Origin of the sequence: Psychrobacillus sp. FSL K6-1415 (assembly GCF_038003185.1) — a bacterium.
GTDB lineage: Bacteria > Bacillota > Bacilli > Bacillales_A > Planococcaceae > Psychrobacillus > Psychrobacillus psychrodurans.
In genome coordinates this window covers 3,179,144-3,192,627 of the sequence record NZ_JBBOOQ010000001.1, presented here as the reverse complement: position 1 = coordinate 3,192,627, position 13,484 = coordinate 3,179,144, and the positions used below count along the sequence as shown (strand labels likewise).

The following is a 13,484-nucleotide window of genomic DNA, read 5'->3' as shown; positions in this document are numbered from 1 at the left end:
AGCGTAAAGGTATAACTGCCTTTGCGCTTTTCCTTTTTGTATGAAACTCAGGAAATAAAAAAAGTTGGTCATGACCGAAGTCACGACCAACTATTATGCTTGTCTTAATTATTTTTCATCTTCAGTTGCATCTGTTTTAGCTTCCGCATCTTTTGCAGGTGCTTCTGTGTCAGCTGCTGCTAAAAACTCATCTAATGCTGTTTTTAAATCTTTGTCTTTAATATCGATTTTAGCATCTTTCATCATTTTAGCTACTTTTGGCAACAGTGTAGTTTGGTCTGCTTTTTCTAGCTTTAATTCTTTTTCAATTTGTGCTTTTTTATCTTCATATGATTCTTCGATTGTACGTTTATCAGTTACTTCAATGATATGGTAACCAAAGCTGGATTTAATAGGTTCACTGATGACGTTTTTCTCTAAAGCAAATGCTCCCTTTAAGAAATCCTCATCCATTGGAGATGCTTTTGTAATCCAACCAAGATCTCCACCAGTCGTTTGAGCTGGCTCTTCAATGGAGTATTCCTTTGCAACTTCTGCAAAGTCTTTACCTGAGTCAATTTCAGCTTTAACTTTTTTAGCTGTTTCTTCGTCTTTCACTACAACGTGACGAACGTTAATTTCATCTTTGGTATTTTCATATTGAGCTTTAATTTCGTCTTCTTCTACTTTAACATCTTCTATTAAAGCTTTTTCTTGCAATAGGTTTAGTTCTAAGTATTTTTTGTATGAGTCTTCTGTATAGCCCTGTTGAGCGATCATCGCTTCAAAGTTTTCACCTAACTGTTTTTTATCAGCTTCTAATTGAGTGTTTACTTCATCTTTAGTAACTTCGTACTTATCTGCAAGTACTTTTTCAATCATTAGCAATTGGAACGCTTGATCACCGATAGATGATTTCATTTCCTCATACAAGTCATTCTGTGTAATATCTCCAACTTTTGATGTTGCAATTACTTCACTTTTGTCCGCTGAATCCTCGCTACAAGCTCCTAAAGCAAGAACAGATGCTGCAAGTGTTAATGTTAATACAGTTTTTTTCATGAAATTTTCTCTCCTAACTTCTTTGTGTTGCCAGTTGTTACTATAACATAAACGATATAAAAACAAAAATAGTTCCCGTTCATTTGCCTACCGATTATTAAAATTACCGCATAGGATACATGGAAAAGGAGGTGTTTTAAATGAGCGGACAATATAACGGTGGCGGATATAGCGGTGGATCTGGTTTTGCTTTGATCGTTGTTTTATTCATTTTATTGATCATTGTAGGTGCAGCGTTTATCTACTAATTTGACAAGTGAAACTAAGATCGCCTAAAAATCGATCTTGGTTTCGCTTAATTGGTAGTGTGAAAAAAAGAAATGACCCTAAATCATGCATATGATTTGGGTCCACTTTTTTTCTCTTAAACTGTATAAACTAGCTCAACATAAAAGGAAACAAGAAGAATCGTGATCAAAATATTGATCGTGCGAAAAATCTTCGGATGTTTCTCTTCCGGAATTTCTTTTGACATTACTAAAGCATATGTCATTCGGTTAATTTGTAGCAAATAAAATGCTGAGAATAGAACTAACGTGAATATAATCATGTCTAGACTCCCTTCATATACTAACTAAGCATAACAAACAATGAGGGGGATATACAAGTGTTACATATTGTTAATAGTTTGGTTCCGCTATTAAAATTTCGTACCCAGCATCTGTTTCTTCGATTAAAGCGCGCTTTGGTGATTTACTTAAATTTTTCGCATAAATTAGATCAATTAAGCAAATTCCACAATGATAAGCAAATAAAATAGTGAAATAGTGTGCAAAAATGGGAATTGTTAAAGCTCCGATAATAAGTAAGACATTAACAAATATAAATGGCGCCATTAAAATAAAAAGAAATCTACTCTTACAAATTGGTTCTATAATCCGTAAATGTAAAGTAGGGAAATATCTAAATTGTTTAATAACGATGAATTTTATTTTATCCCGATGACGAAACATTGGGATAAAGTGAAATAATTTATGAATTGGATAGAGTCCTAAAAATGCTATCACAAATATCCAAAAGTAATCATCTGATTTATGAGTGTTATTAATAATTCCTAATAAGGCATATGCAAATGAAAAAACTATTATAACTACTAAAGAGGATAGTATAAACAATCTCTCCAAACCATATTGTTTTCTCACATTAATTGTTTTCCAGCAGTGCAAGGTATGCAACTCCTATATATATAAATTTGATTTAGATACATAAGATAATCCTTTTTATACTAAAAAGCAACCTCTTTATTTGTAAATATTTATTAAACGCTTTCAAACCATAGATTATTCGCTTTTGGAACTGAATGTATCCTCGATATTTTTTAAAGATCTTTCGAAGATATCCATGAAATCATCCCCGTAAATATTGCGAATAACTGCAGTTACATCCATGAAATCAGGAAATTTCCCATATAGTTCTTTTATAGGCAGGGATCCTTCCAACACAGCATGCTGTGTCACATGGTAATTTTCGTACATCTCTTCTAAAAGTATTTTTCCTTTTTTTGTAACGTCTACATACGTATTACGTTTATCTGTATCTCTTTTAGAAAAAGAAAGTAGACCGCGTTCTTCCAATTTTTTTGAAAAGTTAAAAGCAGTCGAGACATGCATTACTCCAAACTTTGCTATATCTGAAATAGTTGCACCTTGTAGGTGATATGATATCCATAAAATATGATGCTCATTAATATTTAAGTCATAAGGTTTTATCCATGTTTGCCAATCTTTTTCTACTGCTTTCCAAAGTGCTTTAGATAGTTGAGCTATTCGCTGACTATACAGCATTGCTTCTTTCATCGTATAAAATTGATCTGCCATGTAAACCCTGCTTTCTGTATTTAATTCTTTCAAACATTATAGCAAGAAAGTATGTTAGTGAATACCAGTTTAAATAATATTATTATATTTATAATAAAAAGTACTATTAGTCACATTGAAAGTAGTTTAAAATTTCGCTATCAAGAAAAAAGAGGACATACCACTATTTGAAATTTTGAAGTATATCCTCTTTTATAAATTTCGCTTTCCATAAACCTAATGATCTATTTGTATTGGAGAATAGAATATATACAAAAAAAAGGGATGCTAGTTGGTTGTGACGGACGTCACAACCAACCAGCATCCCTAAAAATTTACTCGTTAATCGTATTAACAATAAGCCTGTCCAAAGCCCATAAAAAACGATAGAAACAGGTTTAGACCATCAGACCGCTTGCGAATTTCGTATTAAACAGTTGCTTCTTGTTTCTTTGGTAACTTTTTTTCTAGTTCTGCCATTGCTTCTTGAATAGATGAAATTTCTGCTTGAAGCTGCGTTTGTAAAGGTGCAGTTTCATTTTTCCATTGAGCAATACTAGATTTAAGGTCTTCAATTGTACTTGGAATTACTTCTTTTGAAGAATTCGTAAGGTTGTTTATCGAATTTTTCACACTTGCTAGTTGAAGCTTTATGTCTGAGAGCTTGTCCCGAAAATCGTTGGAGGAAGCCTTAAAGGAAGATCGAACTTCCATACCTGATTTTGGAGTGGTCATAAGTACAGTAGAAGCCCCAACTAGTAGACCAGTTGCAAGACCGTAAAATAATGGTGCTAGTTTCATAAAATTCACTCCTTTGCTTATATGTATTATTCCTTACCTTGTAATAATTAAAACATATTATTTTAGACAAAAAAAGCTTTCCTTCGAAAAGGAAAGCAGATAGTTTTTTATTTAAGCAGTAAGCGCAGTGTCAAAATTAGTCCGTTTAATCAAACTTCCAATAATCGGATAGATGATAAAGAATGCTATCGCATTGATAGCAATAGCCGGAAGTACTACAATAACGAATAATTCTTGGAAAATAGCACCTGCACCAAAAACAAAAATGGCAGTTGATAGGAAAACCGTACCAGATATTAGTGTTCCAATTCCTGTAAGGATTACTCCGACTGCTACCTTATTGGCTAATTTGTTTAATATTAATACAAGTCCTAGAAAAACAAATGCAGTTACAGCTTTATCTATGATATTTGGAACGAAACCTCCTGGAAAAGTAGAAAACAGTCCTGAAATAACTCCTGTTGTAATACCAAGCAAGAAAGTACTTTTTACATTAGGGAATAATAGTATCCCTATAAACATCATCGTAAGCATAAAATCTGGTTTCATCCCACCATTAATTCCTGGGATAATAATGTAAAGAACTGCTCCAACACCTACTAAAAGGGCCATTAAAACTAAATTCTTCGTATTCATTTTCTCATCTCTCCTCAGCTATTCTAAGCTCTGTTTTTTGTTTTCTTCTAACGTATCCTCATGATCGTTAGCAAGAAACTTATTTATGATTGTACGTTCTCTGGATCATAAAAGCAAGAACTACTTCTTCAATTTTTCATACAATTCTGCTGCTAAATTTTGAATGATCTCAGGGGTAAATGTTTTCTCTTTCGTAATCCAAGTTGGACGGAAGCCATCGGTTTGATCGTAGCGTGGGATAAAGTGTAAATGGAAATGGAATACGCTTTGCCCTGCAGGGGCACCGTTGTTGTTTAATAGGTTCATGCCTACTGGCCCGAAGCTTTCTTTAAGTACGCTCGCAATTTTTGGGACAACCTTGAATAAGTTGCTGGCTTCTTCTTCGGATAAATCATAGATATTTTCTTTGTGATTTTTAGGAATAATTAGCGTGTGACCCTTTGTTAGCGGCATTATATCCATAAAAGCATAAACATGGTCGTCTTCATAGATTTTTGCACTTGGGATAGAACCATCGATTATTTTACAAAAAATACATTCACTCATCATATACCCTCCAAATTCATCGTTATGAAAAGTTTAACATATAATAGGACAGGCTGTTGGATCATAGAAGATTTTTTGAAATTATTTTGGTAAACTTATAAATAAGAAGTGAGGTGCTAGAAATGACTGTATTAGAGGTCAAAGATGTAACAGGGGGCTATACTAGAAAGCCTGTTTTACATGATTTAAACTTTTCGATTGAAAAGGGAGAACTAGTAGGATTAATCGGGTTGAATGGTGCAGGTAAAAGTACGACCATCAAACATATTATCGGTACAATGAACGCGTTGAAGGGTGAGATACTTCTAAATGGTAAAACATTAAAAGAGGATCCAGCACAATACCGTACATCCTTTTCCTATATTCCCGAAACACCAGTCCTATATGATGAGTTGACCTTAAAGGAACATCTGGAACTAACAGCTATGGCATACAATTTAGATGAATCTGTTTTTGAAGCGAGAAAAGAGGCTCTTTTAAAAGAATTTCGTATGGAAAAAAGGTTGAATTGGTTTCCAGCTCACTTTTCTAAAGGAATGAGACAAAAGGTGATGATAATGTGTGCGTTCCTTGTGAATCCAGCGTTATTCATTATCGATGAACCATTTGTAGGGCTCGATCCTTTAGGTATCCAATCATTACTGGATCAAATGAAGTCAAGAAAAGATGAGGGAGCATCGGTATTAATGTCCACTCATATATTAACTACTGCGGAAAGATACTGCGATCGTATTCTTCTATTGCATAACGGGAAAATTCGTGCACAAGGGACAATGGATGATCTACGGGCGGCATTTCAAATGCCTGATGCGACACTGGATGATCTTTATATCGAAATGACGAAGGAACAGCAAAATGAACAATTTGCGTGAAGTATGGAGTAAACGTTTTTTATTTTATATAAATGAACTGCAAAAATACTTGAAGTATATTATTTCTGGGCATATTGCAATTGTTATTGTATTCGTAATAGGTGCTGCAGGGTATACGTATAGTGAATGGTTAAATACAGCTCCAAAGGATTTTCCCGCCTTTTTAGTTGTTTCCTTCATAGTCAGTATTTTAATAGCGTTAAGTACGCCAGTTACGTTGATGAAAAAAGCGGATAGTGTTTACTTTCTTCCATTAGAAATTAAACTAGGCGAATATTTGAAACATGCTCTAACTTGGACTTTCTTTTCTTCTATTGTTGTTCCGTTAGCAGCGTTAGTAGTTTCGATACCATTATTAACAAGAGTAGCGGGTTCCACATCAGGCGAAATTTTGTACTTCTTCGGTGCAATCCTTATATGGAAGTATTGGAGTATACAAACTGAGTTCCAATATCGGTGGGCATCCAATGGAAAAAATGTTTGGGTAGATTATTTCATGCGAATGTTTTTACTCTTTGCAGGATTGTATTTCTTGCTAAGCGGTAGTTATCTATTTTTACTTGCAGTCGTTATTATTCAAGTGCTGTATTTAATAGCTTGGAAGAGGAAAAAAGCAGAAGTGCCATTTCCTTTTGATCATTTCATTGAAGTGGAGCAGGCACGTATGATGCGTTTTTATCGTTTCGCAAATTATTTTACGGATGTTCCGCATATCCAAGGTATGACGAAACGAAGAAAATGGCTTGATATTCTATACAAACTTGCACCTTATGAACAAAAAAATACACAATTTTATTTGGTTTTGCGTACGTTTATCCGTACGAATGATTATTTTTATCTGTGGATTCGTCTTACAGCGCTAGCTATTGTTGGAGCAATTTTCATACCTTTTCCAATAGTTGCGATTATTTTTACTAGTGCACTTTCATTTGCTACAGTAATACAGCTACGTCAGTCTTTATCATCAGGGTACGAGTTCCGTATGGATCTGTTGTTCCCTATCAATGAAGGAGCTCGGACAAAAGCAATTAACCGCTTAATCCGAATTATCCAATTGATTCAGGCTATCCTTGTACTGGTCGTAATCTTAGTACAAGCTGGGGTTATAATGGATTTAATTCTTATTCCGATCATGATGATAATTGTTTCTGAATTGACTTTACGGGTTAGTAAAATATAAGCAATACGTGTTTTGGACTGACTTGCATACTGGAAGACAATAGAGAGGTGGATCGTGACTTTGAATCACGAACCGCCTCTTGTTCTGCTTCTATCAAAATAACCACTATTTTACTTTGAGAATAGTTGGCGAACTCACTGCTAGCTTGACGGATGAGGCAAATAGTAATATGGATCAAGTGAGTGATATTGTTGCCTTGCCGCATATAGATGATAGCGGAGTACAGAAGGGAGTCATTAGTTCTAAGAGAAAAAGTGATGATACTTTAACTCAACTTTTGACAAGTAAGCCAATTCAATATGAAGTGGTCAACAAAGTAGAAGAGGAATTCGATGATAGTGGTTTCCGCGAGCTCGATGGGTACTTTGAAGGTACAAACTTGCATTTGTTGATTATCTAAAACCGAATACAATTGTCAAAAAAGCAGTTATTTATGCTTGACTAAAATGAACCATGCTTTAACAGAGCTTTCTTTTACTGCGATTACTTCCAGTGTGAGCATGGCTAGTGCCGCAAAAAATTTAGAAGGATTTACTTATACCTTTGTCGAATGAAGGAAATTAGTGAGGAACAGGCAAGTAAGGTTATGTTCATGAAGAATGGAAGGATGATTGTATGAAAGTTATAAAATTGATAATGGTACTCGTGACTGTGATGTTGCTTACGGGATGCAGTAAGAAAGAAGACTTTACTGTCATTTCGCAATCTGATGTAGTTGGTAATAGTGATGTGTCTATTAAGGAAGTAAAATACGAAACTGATAAGATGTACACAAATTTTCCAGGTTTTAACGAAGCAGACTTAGAAAATGGCATGTATATGTTTAATACAAGTGATGGTGTCACGTATATATTATTTCATTCAGATGGGGTCCATTACTCTGATATATCGTTTAGTATCGAAGATAAGATTTTGCAAATAAAATACCAATCCGAAGTTGAAGAGGGCTTTGGTACGAATGTTATGTTTTTAGTAAAAAAGAAGGATGAAAATGCTTATGATACGATTGATTTACAAAACAATGGAGGGTCTGACCATTTTAATATGTCCTATTCATAATTGTTGGGTGCTAGGCACTCAAATCAGACACTCAAATAATTCATCTAGTTAAGACTACAACTAACAGTTCATAAAAAGTTTTATGGGAAGATAATATAAATTGTTTATTCGTGAATATTAAGATACTTATGAATAGGTTGGGTTCGATGTAGAACGCTATCATTTCTGAACACAGCTTACTTTGATAACGTGTTAAATAAAAAGGCTATGTTAAACGAAAGGGTTAATTTATCGTAAAATTCTATACCCTACATTTGGTTTAATGATTTTCACCTAAACTGGATATTTATGTTAAAATTAGGGTGGGTTTATGAAGAGATTAGCTGAAGGAGCGGTAAATCAGCATTCGTTAAAAAGGAGGGATTTTTTGAAAGATATAGAGTTGGAATATAAGGTAGTTGGTAGTGGGAAGTCTATTCTTATCCTAGAAACAGGGATAGGTGGTTCTTTTTATAATTGGTATCCTTTTATTCAAGAAATCCAAGAAGACTTTACGATTGTTATGTACCATAGGGCTGGATATGGAAATAGTCCAGTTTCAAAAGAACTTCGAACAACTAAAAATATTGCTGAAGAACTTTATGAACTTATAGATAGAATAGGTATCACTGAAAAATTTGTTCTAATTGGTCATTCTTTTGGAGGCTTATGTGTACAGCAGTTCTCAAAAATGTACTCTCACAAAATAAAGGGAGTGATCCTTATAGATTCTACATCATATAATTTTAACAAGTTATACAATCTTGATATACCTGTAATGAATTCCTTAATTTCAATAGATAAGATGGTAGAAAATAATATGGAGAACTCTAACAAATCAAAAGAGGAACTGAATATTAAATTCAAGAATATGATTGTTGAGTACGAAAATACTTTACCTTATAGCGAAGCAAAAGATTATGAGGAATTGATAACAAATCCCCTCTTCTTCAAGACAATTGCCAAAGAATTTGAAAACTGGGGAATTAGTAGCGAAAATATATTAGAACTGGGTGATTTTCCTAACATTCCACTAATAGTAATCACAAGAGATAAAGCAGTATCAGTAAAGGCTTTTGTTGAACATGACATACCTGTGGAAGAAGCAATTTTATATGAAGATACTTGGCGTGAGTTGCAGATAGAATTATCTCATTCGTCTAAGAAAGGCGAGTTAGTTATTGCTGAAGGAAGTGATCATGACATTCACATAGACAGACCTGATATTATAATTCAGTGTTTAAAAAGATTTTTATAACAATGAACTTCGTTCACTTTATTTTGTTGTTAACTTTTTAATAAAGCACTTCGTTAGTTAAATAAAGACCACAACAAAATTTTATTTTATATATTCAAATATTCTAATGTCTACCTCATCTATACATCCAACCTGTTCCTTTAAATTTTCACTCCAAGCAACCTTATCGTACCTAATAATGAGAATCTTCACAATTATAATTATAATGTTTCTATCAAAGTAATCTTCTCGCTAGGTTATGAAGAGAGAAGAAAAGTATTTTCCCTATGTTCCATAAAAAATCCTTATTCAATTAAACTGTTGCGTTAGTTCAATAAGAAAAAAAGGCTTTACTCCTTCTTGAAGTAAAGCACACCGTTAGTTTAAGAAGAAAAATTTTTGATTCGATTCAATAATCAATAGAATTTGCTATTTCAACTAAGTTTTCGGGAGTAACTTTATCTAAAACTTGCTTATTGATGCTTAGCATATACTGCCAATTTTCACTTTCAAAAACAAGCACGTTAAAGCCTGAAATAGTCATATAAGTGGCTTTATTCCCATTATTTAATTCAAAGGTTTTTAACACAGACTTCTCTCGTTTAGGAATACCGTACTTAATAGGTCGAACATCAATTTTATAATGATTTTCAGATGATAAATCACTGATAAATTCTACTTCAAATGAGTCATTGGTGTCGCCCTCTAAATCATTAAATCTCCCGAAATGATGAGTGAAGCTTATCGGGGGAACTCTAAGTGGCAGCTTTAGTCTTTGTTTAAAATGTTGTTCAAAATCCTTAGATGCTTCTTCCACAGTCTTATATCCGATTTCAGGATATATTACTTCATAAGGATTGGGCTTATTGTTTGCAGTTGCAAAGACGGTCAATAAAAATAACAAACAAAATGAAAGTAGGAATAGGGAAATAGTTCTGGTCATTTTTCTTCACCTCAATGTATCATTAGGTGTATTGTTTCCAGATTAATGAAAATTATTTAATTGACATTTCTTATTGAAGTAAAGGACCTGTTACCTATCACACAAACTGGGGCTGTGGGTAAAAATTACACTGACCATTTTTTAAGCATGGCATTTGGCTTCTTTGACAATGAACTATTTAATGATTATGCTGAAGCGGTCGCACTTGGTGTATCGTAAGATGATTATCTTGGAGATTTCTTTGACCATACAGATTTAGATTACCTCCATGGAGGTTGTATCTTTATTCCTGTTTTTGGCTTTAGGAAATTTCTTATCAAGTGATATTCCTTATGAATCACCGCTTTATATTTTTTGTACTATCATAGTTATTTTGCTTTCAATTTTAATCTCCACTCTATTTTATATAGCAGACTTATTAAAGGAAAAAAGTTATACTGTTACATAGAATTTTTTTATTGATGTACAGAGCAATTAGTGTAAAAGTCGAAAGTACCAGGTTCGTATTGAAATCCGAATTGTTTGGAAACCTGACATTTACACGCAAGAGAGGGAGCTTTAATTAGCTTCCTCTTCTTGTGTGGATTGATAAGTGGAGATATACGGTGCGCTTGTGAATAGATTTTGCTTATCCGCAACCATACTAAAGTCTAGGTTGACTGATTTTTCCCATACTTCGTAGCTGCTTGGTCCAGACCATTCCGACAAAATGATATATGTATCGGATTTGATAGGTTTAAGAACTCTAAGAGCGATAAACCCAGGGTCATTTTGAGCGGTTGGACTTAAATTTGTATATTTATATTCAAATATGGATTTCCCTTCGTCTGAAAGGGGTATATTGTGAAGGACGAAGTAACCTTTATGAGAGAACTGACCAGCAGACTCTAGAATTTCGTATTTTCTTGGCACTTGAAAAATGGTCTTGCTAGATGTTTCGTGGATAAGGACGGAGTTACCAGTCCCATGTAATAAGAAGAGCTCTTCTTTCTGGTATTTCTTTTTTATGGATTGCATAAACTCCGGTGTACCGGATGTCATATATAAATTCATTTGGATACCTCCCCTTTTCTTTTTACTATATCATTCCCATAATAGCTCTTTAAGAAACATATTACCTACCTAACTACACTGAAACAGGACAATTTTATGACAAATACACTATATGGCTATACTTTAGAAATAAGAACGTCTATAGTTGAAACGTATAGAAAATAGTACGTTTATATAATGAGAGGCAGGTTCCTTTAATGACTAAATTTAACGATACACTCCTTCGCGCAGCACGAGGAGAGCAAGTAGATCACACGCCAGTTTGGTTTATGAGGCAAGCTGGAAGATCACAACCTGAATATAGAAAAATAAAAGAAAAATACTCTTTAGAACAAATTACGCATGAACCTGAATTATGTGCTTATGTTACACGTTTACCAGTAGAAAATTATAACGTTGATGCAGCAATTCTGTATAAAGATATAGTAACACCGCTTGTTGGAATAGGCGTTGATGTAAAGATTAAAAATGGAGTTGGGCCAGTAATTTCAAATCCGATTCGTACAGTTCAAGATGTAGCAAATCTAGGTGATTTATCACCCGAAGATGATGTGCCATTTGTTTTGGATACGATAAAATTATTGACGACAGAGCAGCTGAATGTTCCATTAATCGGATTTGCAGGGGCACCATTCACTCTTGCTAGCTATATGATTGAGGGGGGACCTTCTAAAAGCTACAACAAAACGAAAGCATTCATGGTTTCTGAACCACAGGCTTGGTTTGCACTGATGGACAAGCTTGCTGATATGATTATCGTATACATCAAAGCGCAGGTTAAAGCTGGTGCGAAGGCTATTCAAATATTTGATTCGTGGGTTGGAGCGTTAAATGTAGCGGATTACCGTATTTTCATCAAACCAGTAATGACACGTATTTTCACGGAGCTTCGTGAAACAGGCGTTCCGCTTATTACATTCGGTGTTGGAGCTAGCCACTTAGCAATGGAATGGCATGATCTTCCTGTTGATGTGGTTGGGATTGACTGGCGTTTATCAATAGAAGAAGCTCGTGCAAAAGGATTAACGAAGCCGTTGATGGGGAACTTAGATCCATCCTATCTTATTGGTGATTGGGCAGAGATTGAGAAGCGTGCGAAAATTATCGTTGAGCAGGGTGTGGCACAGCCGGGGCATATCTTTAACCTTGGTCATGGTGTGTTCCCAGAGGTAGATCCCGATACACTAAAACGTTTAACTTCATTTGTACATGACTATAGTAAAGAACTAATAGCAGCAAAATCAAACTAAATTTTTATGAGGTGAATATGATGAAAAAAACAATGGGATTATTAGTTATGGCTTACGGAACCCCATATTCAGAAGCGGATATTGAACGATATTATACACATATCAGACATGGTCGTAAACCAAGTGATGAGCAGCTAGCCGATTTAACTGGTCGTTACGAAGCAATAGGTGGGATTTCACCGCTTGCTAAAATTACTGAAAGCCAAGCAAGAGGATTATGCGACCGTTTAAATGAATTACAAGATGAAATTGAATTCAAGTTATATATAGGTTTAAAGCATATCGAACCTTTCTTAGAAGATGCAGTTGCAGAAATGCATAAAGATGGTATTACAGAAGCGGTATCTATGGTATTAGCACCACACTTCTCTACTTTCTCTATTAAATCATATAATGGTCGTATTAAAGAAGAAGCAGAAAAGCTTGGTAACCTAAAAATAACTTCTATCGAAAGCTGGTACGATGAACCGAAATTCATTCAATACTGGAGTGATAAAGTAAGTGCAGCATTCGCAGAAATGACAGAGGAGCAACGCGAAAAAGCATGCTTAATCGTGTCTGCACACTCACTTCCAGAAAAGATTAAAGAGCTAGGTGATCCATATCCAGACCAATTGCAAGAAACAGCTGACTTAATTGCTGGGGCAGCAGGTGTGAAAAACTACGCAGTGGGCTGGCAAAGTGCTGGACAAACTCCAGAGCCTTGGATTGGTCCAGACGTACAAGATTTAACTCGTGAATTACACGAAGAAAAAGGATATACAACATTTGTTTATACTCCAGTAGGATTCGTAGCAGAGCATTTAGAGGTTCTTTACGATAATGACTATGAATGTAAAGTAGTATGTGATGATATCGGAGCGACATATGTACGTCCTGAAATGCCAAATGCGCAGGCACAATTCATCGACGCTATGGCTGATGTTGTTTTGAAACACTTAAAATAATATAATAAAGTCAATTTCATATTGAAGTAATTAGTAGTAAAATCCGAGCACAGTTGATTTCCGCTTCAGGCGGACGTTTCCGTGGATACGGCTTCAATCTCCTCGTCACTGCGTTCCTGCGGGGCTTTCAGCTCGTACTGCTCC

General features: G+C 34.8%; 18 protein-coding genes. 9 read left to right on the top strand and 9 right to left on the bottom strand.

Features of this window, described 5'->3' with window-relative positions:
• Positions 1–108 precede the first annotated feature (108 nt).
• Positions 109–1,041 (bottom strand): peptidylprolyl isomerase, encoded by a 933-nt coding sequence (locus MKY60_RS15385; RefSeq protein WP_093496581.1) that lies wholly within the window; start codon positions 1,039–1,041, stop codon positions 109–111.
• Positions 1,042–1,181: 140 nt separating this feature from the next.
• Between MKY60_RS15385 and MKY60_RS15380 the strand changes: the two genes are divergently transcribed.
• A complete protein-coding gene (locus tag MKY60_RS15380) occupies positions 1,182–1,289 on the top strand; it encodes a YjcZ family sporulation protein (protein ID WP_093496580.1) in 108 nt (35 codons plus the stop codon).
• A 116-nt stretch (positions 1,290–1,405) separates the two neighbouring features.
• On the opposite strand, the gene MKY60_RS15375 is transcribed toward MKY60_RS15380, so the two are convergent.
• From MKY60_RS15375 to MKY60_RS15350, 6 genes are all read right to left on the bottom strand, one after another.
• The gene (locus MKY60_RS15375; RefSeq protein ID WP_093496579.1) at positions 1,406–1,591 is read right to left on the bottom strand and encodes a hypothetical protein; all 186 of its coding nucleotides are present in this window, start codon (positions 1,589–1,591) and stop codon (positions 1,406–1,408) included.
• Between the two features lie 70 nt (positions 1,592–1,661).
• Positions 1,662–2,207 (bottom strand): DUF3267 domain-containing protein, encoded by a 546-nt coding sequence (locus MKY60_RS15370; protein WP_241598958.1) that lies wholly within the window; start codon positions 2,205–2,207, stop codon positions 1,662–1,664.
• 114 nt (positions 2,208–2,321) lie between these two features.
• Positions 2,322–2,858 (bottom strand): HTH-type transcriptional regulator Hpr, encoded by a 537-nt coding sequence (locus MKY60_RS15365; protein ID WP_090570154.1) that lies wholly within the window; start codon positions 2,856–2,858, stop codon positions 2,322–2,324.
• 408 nt (positions 2,859–3,266) lie between these two features.
• A complete protein-coding gene (locus MKY60_RS15360) occupies positions 3,267–3,638 on the bottom strand; it encodes a YtxH domain-containing protein (RefSeq protein ID WP_090570151.1) in 372 nt (123 codons plus the stop codon).
• Positions 3,639–3,749: 111 nt separating this feature from the next.
• The gene (locus MKY60_RS15355; protein WP_090570147.1) at positions 3,750–4,274 is read right to left on the bottom strand and encodes a tryptophan transporter; all 525 of its coding nucleotides are present in this window, start codon (positions 4,272–4,274) and stop codon (positions 3,750–3,752) included.
• A gap of 120 nt (positions 4,275–4,394) precedes the next feature.
• Positions 4,395–4,820 carry an HIT family protein gene (locus tag MKY60_RS15350; RefSeq protein ID WP_093496576.1) on the bottom strand — a complete coding sequence of 142 codons (426 nt, stop codon included), beginning with the start codon at positions 4,818–4,820 and terminating at the stop codon, positions 4,395–4,397.
• A gap of 122 nt (positions 4,821–4,942) precedes the next feature.
• Between MKY60_RS15350 and MKY60_RS15345 the strand changes: the two genes are divergently transcribed.
• The 5 genes from MKY60_RS15345 (at position 4,943) to MKY60_RS15325 (ending at position 9,168) form a co-directional block, all read left to right on the top strand.
• Positions 4,943–5,692 (top strand): ABC transporter ATP-binding protein, encoded by a 750-nt coding sequence (locus MKY60_RS15345; protein WP_093496575.1) that lies wholly within the window; start codon positions 4,943–4,945, stop codon positions 5,690–5,692.
• On the top strand, positions 5,676–6,872 hold the full coding sequence (locus tag MKY60_RS15340) for an ABC transporter permease (RefSeq protein ID WP_340880313.1): 1,197 nt from the start codon (positions 5,676–5,678) through the stop codon (positions 6,870–6,872). Before MKY60_RS15345 ends, MKY60_RS15340 begins: the two co-directional genes overlap by 17 nt.
• Positions 6,873–6,951: 79 nt before the next feature.
• A complete protein-coding gene (locus MKY60_RS15335; protein WP_340880312.1) occupies positions 6,952–7,272 on the top strand; it encodes a T7SS effector LXG polymorphic toxin in 321 nt (106 codons plus the stop codon).
• 215 nt (positions 7,273–7,487) lie between these two features.
• A complete protein-coding gene (locus MKY60_RS15330) occupies positions 7,488–7,931 on the top strand; it encodes a hypothetical protein (RefSeq protein ID WP_340880311.1) in 444 nt (147 codons plus the stop codon).
• A gap of 367 nt (positions 7,932–8,298) precedes the next feature.
• Positions 8,299–9,168 (top strand): alpha/beta fold hydrolase, encoded by an 870-nt coding sequence (locus MKY60_RS15325; protein WP_340930471.1) that lies wholly within the window; start codon positions 8,299–8,301, stop codon positions 9,166–9,168.
• 388 nt (positions 9,169–9,556) lie between these two features.
• Here MKY60_RS15325 and MKY60_RS15320 read toward each other — a convergent pair whose 3' ends face one another.
• Positions 9,557–10,090 (bottom strand): hypothetical protein, encoded by a 534-nt coding sequence (locus MKY60_RS15320; RefSeq protein ID WP_340930469.1) that lies wholly within the window; start codon positions 10,088–10,090, stop codon positions 9,557–9,559.
• Between the two features lie 60 nt (positions 10,091–10,150).
• On the opposite strand from MKY60_RS15320, the gene MKY60_RS15315 reads away from it, so the two are divergent.
• Entirely contained in the window at positions 10,151–10,309 is a 159-nt protein-coding gene (locus MKY60_RS15315; RefSeq protein ID WP_340880308.1) for a hypothetical protein, read from the top strand.
• A 339-nt stretch (positions 10,310–10,648) separates the two neighbouring features.
• On the opposite strand, the gene MKY60_RS15310 is transcribed toward MKY60_RS15315, so the two are convergent.
• A complete protein-coding gene (locus MKY60_RS15310) occupies positions 10,649–11,143 on the bottom strand; it encodes an antibiotic biosynthesis monooxygenase family protein (RefSeq protein WP_093496573.1) in 495 nt (164 codons plus the stop codon).
• A 197-nt stretch (positions 11,144–11,340) separates the two neighbouring features.
• Here MKY60_RS15310 and hemE point away from each other — a divergent pair, with 197 nt between their 5' ends.
• Both hemE and hemH read left to right on the top strand, forming a co-directional pair.
• Complete coding sequence (gene hemE, locus MKY60_RS15305) at positions 11,341–12,393, top strand: uroporphyrinogen decarboxylase (RefSeq protein ID WP_090570133.1); 1,053 nt, start codon at positions 11,341–11,343, stop codon at positions 12,391–12,393.
• 17 nt (positions 12,394–12,410) lie between these two features.
• Positions 12,411–13,340 carry a ferrochelatase gene (gene hemH / locus MKY60_RS15300; protein ID WP_093496572.1) on the top strand — a complete coding sequence of 310 codons (930 nt, stop codon included), beginning with the start codon at positions 12,411–12,413 and terminating at the stop codon, positions 13,338–13,340.
• Positions 13,341–13,484: the final 144 nt, after the last annotated feature.